The 17,762-nt window shown below is 74.1% G+C and carries 16 protein-coding genes; 2 read left to right on the top strand and 14 right to left on the bottom strand.

Annotated features, from left to right (window positions below; all coding sequences use genetic code 11):
• Positions 1-12: 12 nt before the first annotated feature.
• Positions 13-3,042 carry a preprotein translocase subunit SecA gene (secA, locus tag BLP29_RS12795; RefSeq protein WP_092805069.1) on the bottom strand — a complete coding sequence of 1,010 codons (3,030 nt, stop codon included), beginning with the start codon at positions 3,040-3,042 and terminating at the stop codon, positions 13-15.
• A 48-nt stretch (positions 3,043-3,090) separates the two neighbouring features.
• Complete coding sequence (locus BLP29_RS12790) at positions 3,091-3,792, bottom strand: SDR family NAD(P)-dependent oxidoreductase (RefSeq protein ID WP_092805067.1); 702 nt, start codon at positions 3,790-3,792, stop codon at positions 3,091-3,093.
• A gap of 74 nt (positions 3,793-3,866) precedes the next feature.
• On the opposite strand from BLP29_RS12790, the gene BLP29_RS12785 reads away from it, so the two are divergent.
• Positions 3,867-4,259, top strand: coding sequence for a pyridoxamine 5'-phosphate oxidase family protein (locus tag BLP29_RS12785; protein ID WP_092805065.1), 393 nt, complete (start codon positions 3,867-3,869; stop codon positions 4,257-4,259).
• A gap of 69 nt (positions 4,260-4,328) precedes the next feature.
• On the opposite strand, the gene hpf is transcribed toward BLP29_RS12785, so the two are convergent.
• The 12 genes from hpf to BLP29_RS12725 all read right to left on the bottom strand — a co-directional run bounded on the left by hpf (position 4,329) and on the right by BLP29_RS12725 (position 17,183).
• Complete coding sequence (hpf, locus tag BLP29_RS12780) at positions 4,329-4,964, bottom strand: ribosome hibernation-promoting factor, HPF/YfiA family (RefSeq protein ID WP_092805063.1); 636 nt, start codon at positions 4,962-4,964, stop codon at positions 4,329-4,331.
• A gap of 36 nt (positions 4,965-5,000) precedes the next feature.
• The gene (locus BLP29_RS12775) at positions 5,001-5,813 is read right to left on the bottom strand and encodes a ComF family protein (protein WP_092805061.1); all 813 of its coding nucleotides are present in this window, start codon (positions 5,811-5,813) and stop codon (positions 5,001-5,003) included.
• 119 nt (positions 5,814-5,932) lie between these two features.
• The gene (locus tag BLP29_RS12770) at positions 5,933-7,651 is read right to left on the bottom strand and encodes an LpqB family beta-propeller domain-containing protein (protein WP_092805059.1); all 1,719 of its coding nucleotides are present in this window, start codon (positions 7,649-7,651) and stop codon (positions 5,933-5,935) included.
• Positions 7,648-9,255: an MtrAB system histidine kinase MtrB gene (gene mtrB / locus BLP29_RS12765; RefSeq protein ID WP_243469928.1), complete on the bottom strand. Its 1,608-nt coding sequence runs from the start codon at positions 9,253-9,255 to the stop codon at positions 7,648-7,650. The genes BLP29_RS12770 and mtrB overlap by 4 nt, the downstream gene beginning before the upstream one ends.
• A 7-nt stretch (positions 9,256-9,262) precedes the next feature.
• Positions 9,263-9,961: an MtrAB system response regulator MtrA gene (gene mtrA, locus BLP29_RS12760; protein ID WP_092805057.1), complete on the bottom strand. Its 699-nt coding sequence runs from the start codon at positions 9,959-9,961 to the stop codon at positions 9,263-9,265.
• 169 nt (positions 9,962-10,130) lie between these two features.
• The gene (gene ahcY / locus BLP29_RS12755) at positions 10,131-11,618 is read right to left on the bottom strand and encodes an adenosylhomocysteinase (RefSeq protein ID WP_092805055.1); all 1,488 of its coding nucleotides are present in this window, start codon (positions 11,616-11,618) and stop codon (positions 10,131-10,133) included.
• Between the two features lie 145 nt (positions 11,619-11,763).
• The gene (gene manA, locus BLP29_RS12750; protein ID WP_092805586.1) at positions 11,764-12,945 is read right to left on the bottom strand and encodes a mannose-6-phosphate isomerase, class I; all 1,182 of its coding nucleotides are present in this window, start codon (positions 12,943-12,945) and stop codon (positions 11,764-11,766) included.
• Between the two features lie 26 nt (positions 12,946-12,971).
• Positions 12,972-14,003 (bottom strand): cation diffusion facilitator family transporter, encoded by a 1,032-nt coding sequence (locus BLP29_RS12745; protein ID WP_092805053.1) that lies wholly within the window; start codon positions 14,001-14,003, stop codon positions 12,972-12,974.
• Positions 14,000-15,160: an SIS domain-containing protein gene (locus BLP29_RS12740; protein ID WP_092805051.1), complete on the bottom strand. Its 1,161-nt coding sequence runs from the start codon at positions 15,158-15,160 to the stop codon at positions 14,000-14,002. Before BLP29_RS12740 ends, BLP29_RS12745 begins: the two co-directional genes overlap by 4 nt.
• Entirely contained in the window at positions 15,157-15,369 is a 213-nt protein-coding gene (locus BLP29_RS12735; protein WP_243469927.1) for a Trm112 family protein, read from the bottom strand. The genes BLP29_RS12740 and BLP29_RS12735 overlap by 4 nt, the downstream gene beginning before the upstream one ends.
• Entirely contained in the window at positions 15,366-16,742 is a 1,377-nt protein-coding gene (locus BLP29_RS12730) for a phosphomannomutase/phosphoglucomutase (protein WP_092805048.1), read from the bottom strand. The genes BLP29_RS12735 and BLP29_RS12730 overlap by 4 nt, the downstream gene beginning before the upstream one ends.
• 90 nt (positions 16,743-16,832) lie before the next feature.
• Complete coding sequence (locus tag BLP29_RS12725; RefSeq protein ID WP_091242127.1) at positions 16,833-17,183, bottom strand: DUF3499 domain-containing protein; 351 nt, start codon at positions 17,181-17,183, stop codon at positions 16,833-16,835.
• A 107-nt stretch (positions 17,184-17,290) separates the two neighbouring features.
• On the opposite strand from BLP29_RS12725, the gene BLP29_RS12720 reads away from it, so the two are divergent.
• Positions 17,291-17,746 (top strand): metallopeptidase family protein, encoded by a 456-nt coding sequence (locus BLP29_RS12720; RefSeq protein WP_092805046.1) that lies wholly within the window; start codon positions 17,291-17,293, stop codon positions 17,744-17,746.
• Positions 17,747-17,762: the final 16 nt, after the last annotated feature.

Here is a 17,762-nt window from a genome sequence, read left to right as displayed (position 1 = left end):
ACCGATGCGGCCTCAGGCGCCGGCCACCCCGTGGCACTGCTTGTACTTCTTGCCCGACCCGCAGGGGCAGGGCGCGTTGCGGGCGGGGGCCTTGGTGCCGGTCACGGTGGCCGACTTGGCCGCCGCGCCCTTGGCGCCGCCGGGACGCCGGGTCTCGGCCTCGCCGTCGATCCCCGGGGCGGAGTAGCTCAGGTCCGCGGTGGGCTGCGGTCGGTCCAGCCCCTCGACAGCCAGCTCCGGCCCGGTCCCGGTGGTCGACGTGGTGGTCGAGGTGGAGGCCGCCGTGGTGGCCGACGGGGTGGTCGAGGCCGAGCGGCGAGCCGTGGCGGCGGGCGGGGCGGCCGACGGGGCGTCGGCGGAGGCAGCCGGCTCGACCTCGACGGCGTCGTCGGCGGCCCCGGTGGACGGGGCGGCGGGCACCATGGCCTGCTGGGCGCGGGCGGCGGCGGCGCGGGCGAGCACCTTGTCGTTGCCCGACACCGCCCGGGCGAGGGCCTCGGCCTCGGCGGTGGCCTGCTTGGCCTTGGCCTCGGCCTCCTGCTGCTCCTTGGTCTTGACCTCGAGGTTGAACAGGAAGCCGACCGACTCCTCCTTGATGCCGTCGAGCATCGCGTTGAACATGTCGTAGCCCTCGCGCTGGTACTCCACGACCGGGTCGCGGTTGGCCATCGCGCGCAGGTGGATGCCGGCCCGCAGGTAGTCCATCTCGTACAGGTGCTCGCGCCACTTGCGGTCCAGCACGCTCAGCAGCACGCGGCGCTCGAGCTCGCGGGTGACGTCGCTGCCGAGGGTCTCCTCGCGCACCTCGTACTGCGCCTGAACGTCGGCCAGCAGTTCCCGCTTGAGCACGTCGGCCGTGAGCGCGGACTGGTCGCCCTCGGCGTGCTCGTCGAGCACCTCCTCGACGGTGACGCCGACGGGGTACAGCGCCTTCAGACCGGTCCACAGCTGGTCGAGGTCCCAGTCCTCGGCGTAGCCGGCCTCGGTGGCGCCGTCGACGTAGGCGGCCACGACGTCGTCGAGCATCGACTCGACCTGCTCGTGCAGGTCCTCGCCGTCGAGGACCTTGCGGCGCTCGTCGTAGATGACGGTGCGCTGCCGGTTGAGCACCTCGTCGTACTTGAGGACGTCCTTGCGGGTCTCGAAGTTCTGCTGCTCGACCTGGGTCTGCGCCGAGCGGATGGCCCGGCTGACCATCTTGGACTCGATCGGCTGGTCCTCGGGCACGCGCAGGGTGGTCATCATCGACTCGAGCATCGGTCCGTTGAACCGGCGCATGAGGTCGTCGCCCAGCGAGAGGTAGAAGCGGGACTCGCCGGGGTCGCCCTGGCGCCCGGAGCGCCCGCGCAGCTGGTTGTCGATGCGCCGGCTCTCGTGCCGCTCGGTACCCAGCACGTAGAGGCCACCGGCCTCGACGACCTCCTCGTGCTCCTTCGCGACCTGCGCCTTGGCCTCGGCGAGCGCGTCGTCCCAGGCGGCCTCGTACTCCTCGGGGGTCTCGGTCGGGGTGAGGCCCCGGGCGCGCAGCTCGTCGTCGGCGATGACCTCGGGGTTGCCGCCGAGCTGGATGTCGGTGCCGCGGCCGGCCATGTTGGTGGCCACGGTGACCGCAGCCAGCCGCCCGGCCTGGGCCACGATGGCGGCCTCGCGGGCGTGGTTCTTGGCGTTGAGGACCTCGTGCGGGATGCCCCGCTTGAGCAGGTACTTGCTGACGACCTCGGACTTCTCGACGCTGGCCGTGCCGACCAGCACCGGCTGACCGGCCTCGACCCGCTCGGCGATGTCGTCGACGACGGCCTCGAACTTGGCCTTCTCCGTCTTGTAGATGACGTCGGAGCGGTCCTGCCGGACCATCGGCTTGTTCGTCGGGATCGGGACGACCCCGACCTTGTAGGTCTGGTTGAGCTCGGCCGCCTCGGTCTGGGCGGTGCCGGTCATCCCGGAGAGCTTCTCGTAGAGACGGAAGTAGTTCTGCAGCGTGATCGTGGCGAGGGTCTGGTTCTCGTCCTTGATCGCCACCTTCTCCTTGGCCTCGATGGCCTGGTGCATGCCCTCGTTGTAGCGCCGCCCGGCGAGCACACGACCGGTGAACTCGTCGACGATGAGCACCTCACCGTTGGTGACGATGTACTCCTGGTCCTTGTGGAACAGCTCCTTGGCCTTGAGCGCGTTGTTCAGGTAGCCGATGAGCGGGGTGTTGACCGCCTCGTAGAGGTTGTCGATGCCGAGCTGGTCCTCGACGAACTCGACGCCCTCCTCGGTGATGGCGACGGTGCGCTTGCTCTCCTCGACCTCGTAGTGCCGGTCGCGCTTGAGCAGCGGGGCGATGCGGGCGAACTCGCCGTACCACTTGGCCGACTGCTCGGCCGGGCCGCTGATGATCAGCGGGGTGCGGGCCTCGTCGATGAGGATGGAGTCCACCTCGTCGACGATGGCGAAGTGGTGGCCGCGCTGCACCAGGTCGGCCTTGCTCCAGGCCATGTTGTCGCGCAGGTAGTCGAAGCCGAACTCGTTGTTCGTGCCGTGCGTGATGTCGCAGAGGTACTGCTCGCGCCGCTGGGCGGGCTTCTCGCCGGACAGGATGGTGCCGACCGACAGGCCGAGGAAGCGGTGCACCCGGCCCATCCACTCGGCGTCGCGCTTGGCGAGGTAGTCGTTGGTGGTGACCACGTGCACGCCGTCGCCGGTGAGCGCGTTGAGGTAGGCGGGCAGGACACCGGTCAGGGTCTTGCCCTCACCGGTGCGCATCTCGGCGATGTTGCCCAGGTGCAGCGCCGCGCCACCCATGAGCTGCACGCGGTAGTGCCGCTGGCCCAGCGTGCGCCCGGCGCCCTCGCGGACGACGGCGAAGGCCTCGGGGAGCATCGAGTCCAGCGACTCGCCGTCGGCGTAGCGCTCCTTGAACTCCTCGGTCTTGGCGCGCAGCTCGGCGTCGGTCAGGTCGACGACGTCGGGCTCGAGGGACTCGACCGCGTCGGCGATCTTGGACAGCCGTCGGACCAGCTTGCCTTCACCGGCGCGCAGGATCTTGGAGAACACCACGCGACCAATGTAGTGCGGTCCCGCCACCGCCCAGCTGGACGCGAGCTGTCAGCGCAGGACCAGCTCCCCGGCCTTCGGGTCGAGCACGACCTCCCGGCTGGTCCCGCGCAGGCCGGCGAGCACGGCGTCGACCACCGCCCGCTGGTCGAACCCGGCCGGCAGCCTCGGCGGGGTGCCGGCCAGCGCCCGGTGGACCAGTCCGGTGTCCACGTGCGGGGGCTTGACGTCGAGGACGGCGACGCGCCGTGGGCGCAGCTCGCGCCGCAGCACCGACGCCCAGGCCGACAGCGCGGCCTTCGACGCCGAGTACTCGGCCATCTGCAGGGTCGGGGCGTCGGCGACGATCGCCGAGAGCAGGACCACCGCTCCCCCGTCGGCCAGGTGCGGCAGCGCGCCCCGCACCATGCTCATGGGCCCGAGGGTGTTGACCGCGAACAGCTCCTCCACCACCGCGTCGTCGGCGTCGGCGGCCGGCCCGAACGCCACCACCCCGGAGGCGACGACCACGGCGTCCAGCCCGCCGAGCGCCTCGGCCGCCGCGGTCACCGCCGCGCGGCCGGACTCGACGTCGACGACGTCGAGCACCTGGGTGGGCGCCCCGCCGAGCTCGTCGGCCAGCGCAGCCAGCCGGTCGGCGTCCCGCCCGCCCAGCGCGACGCGGGCCCCGGCCGCGGCCAGCTCCCGGGCCAGCGCCCCGCCCAGCACCCCGGTGGCCCCGGCCACCCACACCCGCGCACCCTGGATCTCCACGCGCCGATCCTGCGGGACCATCCGCATTTGCGCAGTTCGGAGCCGGGCTGCCGGGCGCCCCGTAGGCTGCGCCGGTGCCCCGCGCCGAGCTGTCCGACGACCTCATCGCCTTCTTCACCGAGCGTCACCTCGCGACGCTGACCACCCTGCGGTCCGACGGCACCCCGCACGTGGTCCCGGTCGGGGTCACCCTCGACCCGTCGACCAGCACCGCACGGGTGATCACCTCGGGCACGTCGGTCAAGGCCGGCCACGTGCGCGACGGTGCGGGCACGGCCCGGGTGGCCGTGTGCCAGGTCGACGGCCGGCGGTGGACGACGCTCGAGGGCGTCGCCGTGCTGCGCGACGACGAGGCCTCGGTCGCCGACGCCGTGCGCCGCTACGCCGAGCGCTACCGCCAGCCCCGGGTCAACCCGGCCCGCGTCGTCCTCGAGATCGCCGTCGACCGGGTCCTGGGCAACCAGTGAGGGGCCCCCTCGCCACCCACGAGCCGCTGTGCGGCCCGCGGGACCCGGCGAGGGGGCCCCTCGCCCAGCTCACCCGGCGTGGGCGGGTTCCCGGTCCGGGGCGCCGAGCCTGATCAGCCCGTAGTCGTAGGCGTGCCGGCGGTAGACCACCGTCGGCTGGCCGGTGTCGGCGCAGGCGAACAGGAAGAAGTCGTGCCCCACGAGCTCCATCTCGTGCAGCGCCTGGTCGACGGTCATGGGTGTGGCGGGGTGCTGCTTCTCACGGACGACGCGGCCGGGCAGGTTCTCCTCGACCTCGGGCGTGTCGGGCTGCGCCGCCGCCAGCTGCTGGTCGAGCTCGTCGAGCGCCGCAGCCGCGGCGCTGCCGTCGAGCCGGACGCTGGCCGGGGTGCGCCGGCCGTGGTGCACGCGCCGGCGGTCGGCGGCACGCCGGAGCCGGTTCTCCAGCTTGGCGACGGAGGCGTCCAGGGCGGACTGGAAGTCCGCGGCGCACGCCTCGGCCCGCACGACGGGGCCCTTGCCCCGCAGGGTGATCTCCACGCGCTGGCAGTTCGCGGACTGGCGTGGGTTCTTCTCGTGGAGCAGCTCCACGTCGAAGCGTTCGATCTTCGCGTCGAACCGCTCCAGCTGGCCGACCTTGTCCTCGACGTGCTGCCGGAAGTGCTCGGGCACCTCGACGTTGCGACCTCGGACCACGATCTCCATGTGACCTCCCGAACTCGGGTGTTGGTCGACCCGACGCTAGTGCCGGACGGCCCGGTCCGACAGTCCGGGGCCGGGGAAGCCGGCCGCGGGCACGTCACGCACGGTGAACACCCCTGCTCCGCCCGGGACCGGGGGCCGGGCGCGCCCCCGCGGGGTGGCGGCCACGACCGCGGCGACCACCGGCGTGTCCCCGCCCGCGGCCGCCGGGGCGAGGGCCGGGGCGAGGGCCGTGGCCGCCTCGGTGAGGGTCGCCCCGCTGCTCACGACGTCGTCCACCAGCACCACGAGGCCGGGCAGCCGGCGCGAGGGCTCGCGCAGCACGACGGTGCCCGCGAGGTTGGCCCGCCGCTGCTCGGAGCCCAGCCCCGCCGAGTCCTGCACCCGGCCCCGCCGGCCCAGCGCGGCCACGACGGTCGCCGGGACCCCGGCGCGGCGCAGCTCGCGCACCGCCGCCGCGGCGAGCTCGGCGACGGGGTCGCGGCCGCGGACCCGCAGCGCGGACCGGCTGCTGGGCAGCGGGACGAGCACGACGGCGTCGCGCCGGCCGGACGCCACCTGCACGGCCCCCACCGCCAGGGCCAGTGCGGCTCCCAGGGGACCGGCCAGCTCGGTGCGGGCGTGCTCCTTGAACGCGTTGACCGCCGGGCGCACCGGCCCGGCGTACTCACCGGCGGCGACCGTCGGCGGGAAGCCGTGGGGGTGCCGGCGCGGGGTGGCCGGCCGCGGCCGGGCCAGCAGCGCGGCGCAGGGCGGGCACAGCACGTGCCCGGGGTGGCCGCACCCGGCGCACACCCGGGGCAGCACGAGGTCGGCCAGGGTGCGGCCGAGTACGTGCGGTGACCCGATCACCGCTCCAGGCTGCCCGACCGGGGGCCGTGCGGCCCGTCGGCCGGGCCCCGTGTGGACCGGGGCCCGGCCTGTGGACGGCGGCCGACGCGCACGTGCGCGCTGGTGTAGGCGCTCGGGCCTCAGAGCGGGTAGGTCGGCGCCTGGCCGACCAGCGGCCCCTGGCCCCGCACGAGGGTGGTCCAGACCCCGCCCACCAGCTGCCACAGCGTCCCCCCGGCCACGACCAGCGGCGGGCGACTGGGCGCGGCGGCCACTGCGGTCGGCTGCGCCGGGAGACCGGCCGTGCTCACCGCGTCCAGTCCCCACCCGTCGACGCCCATCTCGTAGGGCGCGGTGCCGTCCTCGCCGGGGGCACCGGCGAGCACCACCAGTCCACCGGCCGTCCGCCAGGCGACGTCGACGACCTGGGACAGCTGCGGGGCGATCGACCGCAGGTCGCGGACGGCGACCTGGTCGTCGCTGCGCACCACGGTGCCCACGAGCAGTTGCCCCCCGTCGGGCCCGTCGACGACGACCGCGGCACGGACGCCGTCGGGTGAGAGCTGGAAGACCCGTGCGCCGCCGAGCCCGGGCAGCGTGGTGGCGTTGACCGTCTGCGGCGAACCGGTCGCCGGGATGCGGATCACCTCGCTGCCGTCGCGCACCGTCCACACCTCGGGTCGGGTGGCCGCGGTCGTGGGCGCGGTGAAGGTGGTCGCCGTCAGCACCGGGGTGAGCGCGTCGGCGTAGGCGCCGGTGAGCAGCGTGCTGGTGCCCCCGGCCGCCGCGACCGCCACGGTGGTGCCCAGCTGGTTGGTGCGGGCGTCGGCGGTGATCGCGGCCGCGGTGAGCTGGTACTGCCCGGTGCCGGCCGGGCCCGGGGCCGGCTCACCGGTGCCGGTGCGCAGCGCGCCGGCGGAGACGTAGTGGGCCACCGAGACGGCCGGGACGGCGTCGGGGTCGAAGGAGGCCCAGTCGTCGACGGTCTGCACGTCGGGCACGCCGTCGACGGCGACCGGGGCGCCGTCCACGCGCACCCGCACGGCCCGGACGTCGTCGAGCTGGTCGAGCGCCCAGACCAGCTGGGCGCACAGCAGCGACACCCCGTCGCCGGCGCCCGGCGGCAGCCCGGTGAGGTCGACCGTGGCGACCTGCTGGCGCACCTGCACGTTGCTGCGCAGCTCGACCCCCGCCAGCGGGTTGAGCACGCCGGCGGCCACCGCCGTGGAGGCCCCGGCGACCAGCCGGTCGACCAGGGCCGTGGCCTGGGAACCACCCGACACCAGGAACCGTGGGTCGGGGACGACGCGGGTGCCCGTCGGGTCCACGAAGTAGGCGTTCACCTGGTCGTAGGTGCGGATGAAGTCGGGTTCGAGCAGGACCAGGCCGTCCGGCGGCGAGGCGATGCGCCACTCGCCGTCCTCCTGCACGAGGTCGAACGTCGCGGAGTACGGCTGACCGGCGCCGGTGCTGAACACCCCACCGGGGTCCACCCGGCCGACCAGGCCGGCGGTGAGGACGACGGTGCCGTCGTCGGCGGCCACCGGGGCGTAGTCGGCGCTGATGACCGTCACGCCGTCGGTGTCGCTCCAGGTGTCGGCCGCACCGGCCGTGAGGAACTGGCGGGCGACCGGGTGGTTGCGGGTGGTGCTGGCCATCGCGTCGACGAAGCCGCGCACGACCTCCTCCGGGCCGGCACCGGGCACCGGCGGCAGGGCCTCGATGCCGACGTCGTCGGGCGGGTCGGCGACCTGGGTGATCTCGACCGGCGTCGAGCTCGTGGGCACGGTGGTGCAGCCGGCGACCAGCAGCGCCGCCGCCGCGGCCACGGCCGCGGCGGCCCGGCGGCCGGCCCTCATCGGGGTCCCTCCGGACGGCGGCTGTCGGGGCGGCGGCGGACGACCACCGGGCGCAGCGGCAGCGGTGAGCCCGTCAGATCGTCCCCCGCGTTCAGCGGCAGGGTCAGCCGGAACTGGGCTCCCTGGTCGGGCTGGCCCCAGACCTGCAGCCAGCCCCCGTGCAGGCGGGCGTCCTCCAGGCTGATCGACAGGCCCAGCCCGGAGCCGCCCACGGTGCGCACCCGGGCGGGGTCGGCGCGCCAGAAGCGGTCGAAGACGTGCGCGGCCTCCTCCGAGGTCAGGCCGATGCCGTGGTCGCGCACGGTGACCGCGGCGGCCGTGCGGTTGGCGGCCAGGGTCAGCTCGACCGGGCGGCCGGCCCCGTGCTCGACGGCGTTGCCGACCAGGTTGCGCAGCACCCGCTGCACCCGCCGGGCGTCGACGTCGGCGATGACCGGTCGCTGGGGCGCGCGCACCTCGAGCCGGCAGCCGAGGCGGTCGGCCAGGCTGGACATGTCCGCCGCCACCCGGCGGACGAGCGGGCCCAGGTCGGTGGGTTCGGCCTCCAGCTCGGCTGCTCCGGCGTCGTAGCGGCTGATCTCGAGCAGGTCCGACAGCAGGGACTCGAACCGGTTGACCTCGGCGTACAGGAGCTCGGCCGAGCGGGCCACGTGCGGGTCGAAGTCCGACCGCGACTCGTGCAGCACCTCGGCGGCCATCTGCACGGTGGTCAGCGGGGTGCGCAGCTCGTGCGAGACGTCGGAGGTGAACCGCTGCTGGAGCTGGGACAACCCCTCGAGCTGGGTGATCTGCCGTTGCAGGCTGTCGGCCATGGCGTTGAAGCTGGTGGCCAGCCGGGCGAGGTCGTCCTCGCCGTTCACCGCCAGCCGCTCCTCCAGCTGCCCCTCGGCCAGCCGTTGGGCGCTGCTCGCGGCCCGGCGCACCGGGTCGACCACCAGCCGGGTGACCAGCACCCCGATGCCGACGACGAACAGCGTGAGCGCGATGCCGCTGATGGCCACCGTGCTGCGCACCAGCGAGAGGGTCTCCTGCTCCTGGTCCAGCGGGAAGGCGTAGTACAGGTCGACCTGCTCGCCGCCCTGCCCGTCCAGCGGTACCGGCACCCCGACCAGCAACGTGGGCACGGTGCCGGACGCGCCGTCGGGGATCGAGGCGTACTGCCACACCTGCGCGCCGCCGTCGACCGCGGCGACCAGCTCGGGCGGGAGGGCCGGGTAGAGGCTGGGCCGGCTCGCCGCGGGCCGGGCCGTGTCGCCGGTGCGGTAGACGAGCACGGTGTCGAAGTTCCCGGCCTCGCCGTTGCGGCTCTGCAGCTCGCGCACGGTGCGGGCCAGGGTCGAGCGCACGCTCGCGGCGTCGCCGGTGGCGATGCCCGAGACCTGCGACTGGGCGTAGGCCACCCCGGACTGGGCCTGGTCGATGGCGGCGTCGCGCTTCACCTCGAGCAGCTGGCCGCTGATCTGCCGGAAGAGCACCACGCTGACCACCACGACGACGACGCCGGCCACGAGCATGGTGATGGCGCCGATGCGCAGCTGCAGGGACGAGCGCCACGCGTGCCAGCCGGCCGCGCTCCACGCCCGCAGGCGGGCCCGGAGCGTCACCGAGCGGTCATGCGGGACCGGCCTTGTAGCCCACCCCGCGCACCGTCAGCACGACCTCGGGCCGCTCGGGGTCGCGCTCGACCTTGGCGCGCAGCCGCTGCACGTGCACGTTGACCAGCCGGGTGTCGGCGGCGTGCCGGTAGCCCCACACCTGCTCGAGCAGCAGCTCGCGGGTGAACACCTGCCGCGGCTTGCGGGCCAGGGCCACCAGGAGGTCGAACTCCAGCGGGGTCAGCGCGATGGGCTGGCCCTCGCGGCTGACCTGGTGGGCGGGGACGTCGATGGTCAGGTCACCGATGCCGAGGGTCTCGGCCTGCCCGGTCTCGCCGCGGCGCAGCTGGGACCGGACCCGGGCCACGAGCTCGACCGGCTTGAACGGCTTGGTGACGTAGTCGTCGGCACCGGCCTCGAGCCCCTGGACGACGTCGATCGTGTCGCCCTTGGCGGTGAGCATGATGATCGGCACGCTGGACTGGGCGCGGATGTCGCCGCAGATCTGCAGGCCGTTGCGGCCGGGCAGCATGAGGTCCAGCAGCACGAGATCGGGGCGCACCTGCTGGAAGGTGGCCAGCGCGCGGGCGCCGTCGGCGACGAAGGCGGGTTCGTACCCCTCCCGGCGCAGCACGATGCCGAGCATCTCGGCCAGCGCCGCATCGTCGTCGACGACCAGGACGCGTCCGCGGGCGGTGGGAGCAGGAGACGGCACGTGCCCATTGTGCGCGCAGGGCCCCCGACAGCACTGCACCCCGGCCAGGTCTCCCCCGGCCGGGGTGCAGGTGTCAGCGCGTCGCCGAGGCCGTCAGCGTGCCCGGCCCCGGCCTGCCTTCAGGGTCCCGCGGCGTGCGGAGCACGTCGTGGGGGGAAGGCAGGTCCTTTCAGTAGCGGTAGTGGTCGCTCTTGTACGGGCCCTCGACCGGGACGCCGAGGTAGTCGGCCTGGACCTTGGTCAGCTCGGTGAGCTTGACGCCCAGCGAGTCCAGGTGCAGGCGGGCGACCTTCTCGTCGAGATGCTTGGGCAGCACGGTGACGCCCGGGGTCTTGCCCTCGTAGGCGGCACGGTTGGCCCACAGCTCGATCTGCGCCAGCGTCTGGTTGGTGAACGAGTTGCTCATCACGAAGCTGGGGTGCCCGGTGGCGTTGCCCAGGTTCAGCAGCCGGCCCTCGGACAGCACGATGATCGTGTGGCCGTCGGCGAAGCGCCACTCGTCGACCTGCGGCTTGATGTTGGTCTTCACCACGCCCGGGGTCTTCGCGAGCCCGGCCATGTCGATCTCGTTGTCGAAGTGCCCGATGTTGCCGATGATCGCCTGGTGCTTGGTGGCGGCCAGCTGCTCGGCCGAGATGATGTCCTTGTTGCCCGTGGTGGTGATGACGATGTCGGCGATGCCGATGACGTCGTCCAGGGTGGTGACCTGGTAGCCCTCCATGGCGGCCTGCAGCGCGCAGATCGGGTCGATCTCGGTGACGATCACGCGGGCGCCCTGGCCGCGCAGCGCCTCGGCGCAGCCCTTGCCGACGTCGCCGAAGCCGCACACGACGGCGACCTTGCCGCCGATCATGACGTCGGTGGCGCGGTTGATGCCGTCGATGAGCGAGTGCCGGCAGCCGTAGAGGTTGTCGAACTTGCTCTTGGTGACCGAGTCGTTGACGTTGATGGCCGGGAAGAGCAGGCGGCCGTCGCGGGCGAGCTCGTACAGGCGCAGGACACCGGTGGTGGTCTCCTCGGTGACGCCCTTGATCTCCTTGCCGATGCGGGTCCAGTACTGGTCGTCGACGGCGAGGGTGTCGCGCAGCACCTGCAGGACGACGGCGAACTCCTCGCTGTCGCTCTCGGTGGTGTCCGGGACGGCGCCGTCGGCGGCGAAGCGGGTGCCGAGGTGGACCAGCATGGTGGCGTCGCCGCCGTCGTCGAGGATCATGTTCGGGCCGATGACGGTGCCGGACTCGTCGCGGAACTCGAACAGGCGCTGGGTGCACCACCAGTAGTCCTCGAGGGTCTCGCCCTTCCAGGCGAAGACGGGGACGCCGGAGGGGGCCTCGGGGGTGCCCTCGGGGCCCACGGCGATGGCGGCGGCGGCGTGGTCCTGGGTGGAGAAGATGTTGCAGGAGACCCAGCGGACGTCGGCGCCCAGCGCGGTGAGGGTCTCGATGAGGACGGCGGTCTGCACGGTCATGTGCAGCGAGCCGGCGATGCGGGCGCCGGCCAGCGGCTGCTCCTCGCCGTACTCGGCACGCAGGGCCATGAGGCCGGGCATCTCGTGCTCGGCGAGGGAGATCTCCTTGCGGCCGAAGCCGGCGAGGGAGAGGTCGGCGACCTTGAAGTCGCCGTCGGTCAGTACGCGTGCGCCGGTAGAGGCGGTCATGTCGCTCCAGATGTCCCGGCCGCGCCAGAGGGGCTGCGGCTGCGTCGGTGTCTGTTCGTGAGCGAGCATGCCGAGGCTTCGGCGGGGCTCGTGCCGTCGTCCACGGTACCGGTTCGTCACGCCCCGGTGCCAGGACCGACGAGGATCACACGGCGCGCAGCCCCGTGGTGGCGCGGTAGAGGACCCCTGGCCCCTGGGCGCTGAGCTGGGCGTTCGCCGGCACGAAGGCCGACTCCCCCTTCTGGAGCACGAGTTCGCCGTCGTCCGTGCCGAGCACGACGGTCCCCTCGGTGCACAGCAGCACCTGCGGTCCCGCCGTGCGCAGGCTGCCCGGGTCGGCGCCCAGCTCGACGCGGGTCAGGTCGAAGTCCTCGACCGGCACGGGGTAGCGGAGGCCGCCGGGGCCCAGGACCGGTCGGATGACGGGGACCTTGCCGTCGGCGAAGTCGAGCACCTCGACGAGCGCGGCCAGGTCGACGTGCTTGCCGGTGAGGCCACCGCGCAGCACGTTGTCGGAGCTGGCCATGACCTCGACCCCCGCCCCGGAGAGGTAGGCGTGCAGGTTCCCGGCCGGGAGGAAGACCGCCTCGCCCGGGTCGAGGGTGAGGTGGTTGCACAGCAGCGAGATGACCACGCCGATGTCGCCCGGGTAGGTGTCGGCGAGGGACGCCGCCCAGCGGTAGGTGTTGATGAACTCGGGGTCGTGCGCGGCCACGAACGTCGCGGCCTTCTCCGCCACCGCGGTCACCAGCGACTGGCGGCGACGCACGGACAGCGCCAGCAGCTGCGGGATGGCCACCTGCAGGCCGCCCCGCGCCAGGGCGGCGATGGTGGGCTTGAGCTCGGGCAGCTGGAGCTTGGCCAGGCAGTGCAGGGACTCCTCGACCGGCCGGAACCCGCACAGCGCCTCGACCGGGGTGAGGGCCAGCAGGATCTCGGGCTTGTGGTGCGGGTCCTTGAAGGTGCGGGTCGGGTCGTCCTTGGGGATGCCCGCTGCCTCCTCCGCGGCGAACCCCACCTCGGCCTGCGCCGTCGTGGGGTGGGCCTGCAGCGACAGCGGCGCGTCGGCGGCGAGCACCTTCATGAGGAACGGCAACCGGTCGCCGAAGCGCTGGCGGACCAGCGGGCCCAGCAGCCGATCGGGTTCGGCGGCGATGGCGGCGTCGAGGCCTCGGCCGTCGGCCAGCACGCTCGGTGCGTCGGGGTGCGCGCCCATCCAGAGCTCGGCGCACGGCTCGGGCGCCGGGGACGGCTCACCCAGGAGCTCCGGGATGACGGTGCGACTACCCCAGGGGTAGTGCCGGATGGTGTTCGTCAGCTGCCACATCGTCCGCGAGGCTACCGGGGTGCGGGTCACCCCTCGGTCATCGGCGCACCCGTGGGAGAACCTGAGCGTCGCCGGATGTCGGGTTCCAGGTAGATCACGGTCGCGATCGGGACGGCCCTGCGCACGCGCGCCTCGGCCTCGTCGATGGCCCGGGCCACCGCCTCGGCCGTGTCGTCGTGCCGGACGGCGATCTTCGCGGCGACCAGCAGCTCCTCGGGGCCGAGGTGCTGCGTGCGCAGGTGGATCACCGACTCGACGTGCTCCCCGCCGGCGAGGGCGTCCTCGATGGCCCGCCGGGCGGCCGGGGTGGCCGACTCGCCGACCAGCAGGCTCTTGGTCTCCACCGCCAGCACCGAGGCGACGGCCACCAGGAGGACCCCGATCGCGACGGTGCCCAGGCCGTCGTACACCCCGTTGCCGGTCGCTGCGGTCAGCCCGACGCCGGCGAGGGCGAACACCAGGCCGGTGAGCGCCGCGGAGTCCTCGAGCAGCACCACCGGCAGCTCGGGCGCCCGGGCCTGCCGGATGAAGGCCCAGTAGCTCTCGCCCGGCTGCCGGACCTCGTTCGTCTCCCTGATCGCGGTGCGCAGCGAGAACGACTCCAGGACGACGGCGACGCCGAGCACGCCGAAGGCCCAGCCCGGGCTGGTGAGCTCCTCGGGCTCGAGCACCTTGTGCACGCCCTCGTACACCGCGAACAGGCCACCCACGCTGAACAGGACGACGGCCACCAGGAAGCCGTAGACGTAGCGGTCGCGCCCGAAGCCGAAGGGGTGCTCCGCCGTGGGGCGCCGCCGGGACGTGCGGCCGCCGACCAGCAGCAGGACCTGGTTGCCCGAGTCGGCCACCGAGTGGATCGCCTCGGCGAGCATCGAGGAGGCCCCGGTGACCAGGAAGGCGACGAACTTGGCGGCCGCGATGCCGAGGTTGGCCAGCAGCGCGGCGATGATCGCTGCGCCCCCGCCACCGTGCCCGCTCCCCTGCCCGCTTCCCTGCCCATCGCCCTCCGTCGTCGCCGCCGGAGCGGGTGCGGACGGGCGATCGGGTGGTTGCGTCACGGGAGGAGTGTGCTCCCGGGGTCGCGGCCGCGCTCGGCGTCGAGGGCCAACGCCAGGTAGACCGCAGCGAAGTCGCCCACCGCCACCTGGCGTGCCACGCGGGCCAGCCGTGCGTCGCCCTCACCACCGGCCCGGTCGGCCAGGCCGCTGACCGGCACCGTGCGCGCGGTCGCGGTCGTGAGCACCTGGCGCAGGGCGTCGGCCGCCGACCGCGGGTCGCGCTCGGCGGGGCCGTCGTCGGCACCGGCCGCCTCGTCGCGGACGGTCAGCAGCCGCAGTCGCCGGCCGGTGTCGTCGGCGCGGTCGCGGAAGAAGTCGTCGCCGTCGACGGGGGCCAGCGGGCCCCCCAGCACCGTGCAGGCGGCCGCTCGCTGCTCGGGTAGGCGGTAGGCCGCGGCGGGCAGGCCGGCCAGCGTCGCCAGCTGGTCGGCGACCCGGCCGCCGGCCGCAGCGGCCAGCGGACCCTCGGCCACGACGACCGGGAGCGCGTCGAGCAGCTCGAGGGCGAGGGTCTTGGCCGGGTTGGCGTAGGTGGGCACCACCGGACCGCAGTCGGCCGCGACGGCGTCGAGCGCCGCGGCGACCTCGTCGGTGCCCGCTGCGCCGTCCGGGAGGAGCCCCAGCCCGCCGGCCAGCTGCAGCATCGGGGTGAGGAGGGACCACAGGCTCGTGTGCTGGACCCGGCTCGGCGGCAGCGGGACGTAGGGCGCGCGACCGCCCGCGCACGCGGCGTGCAGCGGTGCCCCGTCGGCGCCGATGCCGAGCACCGCCACCCCCCGGCGGAGCGCCTCGTACGCGGGCGCGACGGCGTAGGACCCCGCGCCGGTCCGGGTGGCGACGACGGCGACGTCGGAGGCACCGGTCCACACCGGCAGCCGGGGCCCGGGGACGACGTCGACCGCGACCGGGCTGCCCGGCCCCAGCAGGGCGCGCAGCAGGCCACCGGCCACCGCGCCCTCCCGCCGGGCGACCACCACGAGTCCCCGGGGGCGACCGGCGTCGGTGATGCGGCCGAGCCCGGCCTCGTCGGTGAGGCTGGCGGTCTCGCGCACCTGCGCGCCGGCGCCGGCGACCGCGGGCAGGAGGCCACGGGGGTCCCGTGCCCGCAGCAGCTGCGGGTCGTCCAGGACCTCCTCGACCAGCTCGGGGGAGGTCATGCCCCTGCGCCACCTCCGCGGCGGCGGGCCTCGTCGAGCAGCAGCACCGGGATGCCGTCGCGGACCGGGAAGGCCCGGTCGCACCCGGTGCACAGCAGCTCGCCCGCCCCGGCGTCGAGGGTCAGGGGGCTGTGGTGCGCATCGGGACAGGCCAGGATGGCCAGGAGGGCCGGGTCGATGCCCAGCGTGTCGGGGTGGGCCGTGGTCATGCGCGCACCTTCGCCAGGACGTCGTCGCGGATCGTGGTCATGCGGGCCTCGTCGGGGGCCTCGACGTTGAGCCGCAGCAGCGGCTCGGTGTTGCTGGCACGCAGGTTGAACCAGGCGCCGTCGGGGAGCTGCACGGTCAGGCCGTCGAGCTCGTCGACGGTGACGCCGTCCCCCTCGTAGGACTCGCGGACCGCGGCCACGCGGCCCGGCGCGTCCGTCACCGTCGAGTTGATCTCACCCGAGGCGGTGTACCGGCTGTAGGCGGAGGCGAGCTCCGACAGCGGCCGGGTCTGCTCGCCGAGCGCGGCCAGGACGTGCATCGCGGCCAGCATGCCGGTGTCGGCACGCCAGAAGTCGCGGAAGTAGTAGTGCGCGGAGTGCTCACCGCCGAAGACGGCGTCGGTGCGGGCCATCTCGGCCTTGATGAAGCTGTGCCCCACCCGGGTGCGCACGGGCTCGCCGCCGTGCTCGCGGACGATCTCGGGCACCGCGGAGGACGTGATCAGGTTGTGGATGATCGTCGTCCCGACCCCCCGGGCCAGCTCGCGGACGGCGACCAGCGCGGTGACCGCCGACGGGCTGACCGGCTCGCCGCGCTCGTCGACGACGAAGACCCGGTCGGCGTCGCCGTCGAAGGCCAGGCCGATGTCGGCGCCGTGCTCGGGGACCGCCCGCTGCAGGTCGACGAGGTTGGCCGGGTCGAGGGGGTTGGCCTCGTGGTTGGGGAAGGACCCGTCGAGCTCGAAGTACATGGGCACGACCTCCAACGGCAGCCCGCTCAGCACCACCGGCACGGTGTGCCCGCCCATGCCGTTCCCCGCGTCGACGACGACCTTCAGGGGTCGGATGCCGGAGAGGTCGACCAGACCGCGCAGGTAGTCGGAGTACTCGCCGAGCACGTCGCGGGTGCTCGAGGTGCCGGGTGCGTCGACCACGCGCTCGAACACGGCCTCGCCGTCGAGCTGCTGCTCGGCCCAGGTGCGGATCTGGGCGAGACCGGAGTCCTGGCCGATCGGTGCGGCCCCGGCGCGGCACATCTTGATGCCGTTGTACTGGGCCGGGTTGTGGCTGGCGGTGAACATGGCGCCGGGCAGGTCGAGGCTGCCGGCGGCGAAGTAGAGCATGTCCGTGGAGCCCAGGCCGGCCTCGACCACGTCGAGACCGCGGCTGAGCACCCCCTCGGCGAAGGCGCGCGACAGCGGGACGGAGGAGTCGCGCATGTCGTGGGCGGTCACGACGGCCGACGCACCGGTCTCGGCGTGCACGAACTCGGCGAAGGCCGCACCGATCGCCCGGGCGACCGTCTCGTCCCACTGGTCGGGGACCACGCCCCGTACGTCGTAGGCCTTGATGATCGTCGACAGGTCGGGCACTGAAGTCCACCTCGGGTCGTGTTCGGCACACCGCACCGGAGGCCGTGGTCAGACCCTAGCGACGAGGCACGGCGACCCGCCCCCGGAAGGTCAGGGGAGGTTCGGGAGCACCCGCAGGTGTCCCCGCCGAGTGCCCGAGCCGTCGTCGGCCGGGTCGCGCTCGGGCTCGGGGCGGGCCGCCTCGCGCACGGCGTCGGCGAGCGCCAGGAGGTCGTCGCCGGTCGGACCGGCGTCGTCGGTGTCGACCTCGTGCCGGACGACCTCCCAGCCGCGCGGGACGGTGAGCCGCTCGGCGTGGAACTCGCACAGGTCGTAGCTGTGCGGCTCGGAGTAGGTCGCCAACGGGCCGACGACGGCCGTGGACTCTGCGTAGACGTAGGTCAGCGTGGCCGCCGCCGGCTGCGCGCACCCACTGCGCGAGCAGCGACGGGACTGCCTCACCACCGGTTCCTCACGGCTGGCACCCTAGCCCCGCCGAGGCCGGTTCGTCAGGGAGGCACACCGGCGAGGTCGGGTGCGCCGCGCCGGGCCGTAGGCTCGCAGCCGCCATGGACCGACCACCCGCCCGACGCCGCGACCGCCACGGTCGAGGCCTGCGCGGGCCGCTGGTCCCGCCGGGCGTGCCGCTCTCCCGCAGCCGCGCCGAGCAGTTCGACGACCTCGTCCTCGACGCGGTCGAGGACATCGAGCGACGGTGGGAGCGGGAGCTGGCCGGCGTGGAGTTCGCGGTCGAGGACGTGCCGTGGGTCGACCACAGCAGCCCCGACGAGGTGGTGCTCGACGCCGACGTCCTCGACGACGGCAGCGTGCCGCTGGCGCGGGTGCTGCCCGGCCGGCGCGAGGGTGGCGTCGAGCACGCTCCTCGGATCATCGTCTACCGCCGGCCGCTGGAGATCCGCGCCCACGACCCCGAGGACCTCGCCGACCTGGTGCGCGACGTCGTGGTGGACCAGGTGGCCGTCCTGCTGGGGCGCGACCCGGAGGAGATCGACCCCGCCGGCTGACACACTCGCGGCGAGG

Origin of the sequence: Klenkia marina (assembly GCF_900101025.1) — a bacterium.
Taxonomy (GTDB): Bacteria; Actinomycetota; Actinomycetes; order Mycobacteriales; family Geodermatophilaceae; genus Klenkia; species Klenkia marina.
The sequence above is the reverse complement of the archived record's forward strand: the minus strand, read 5'-3'. Positions and strand labels throughout refer to the sequence as shown.

Coding starts and splice junctions, on each gene's coding strand:
- hpf (WP_092805063.1), bottom strand. CDS start 4,964: ATGGAGATCGTGGTCCGAGGTCGCAACGTCGAGGTGCCCGAGCACTTC.
- BLP29_RS12770 (WP_092805059.1), bottom strand. CDS start 7,651: ATGAGGGCCGGCCGCCGGGCCGCCGCGGCCGTGGCCGCGGCGGCGGCG.
- ahcY (WP_092805055.1), bottom strand. CDS start 11,618: ATGACCGCCTCTACCGGCGCACGCGTACTGACCGACGGCGACTTCAAG.
- manA (WP_092805586.1), bottom strand. CDS start 12,945: ATGTGGCAGCTGACGAACACCATCCGGCACTACCCCTGGGGTAGTCGC.
- BLP29_RS12740 (WP_092805051.1), bottom strand. CDS start 15,160: ATGACCTCCCCCGAGCTGGTCGAGGAGGTCCTGGACGACCCGCAGCTG.
- BLP29_RS12735 (WP_243469927.1), bottom strand. CDS start 15,369: ATGACCACGGCCCACCCCGACACGCTGGGCATCGACCCGGCCCTCCTG.
- BLP29_RS12720 (WP_092805046.1), top strand. CDS start 17,291: ATGGACCGACCACCCGCCCGACGCCGCGACCGCCACGGTCGAGGCCTG.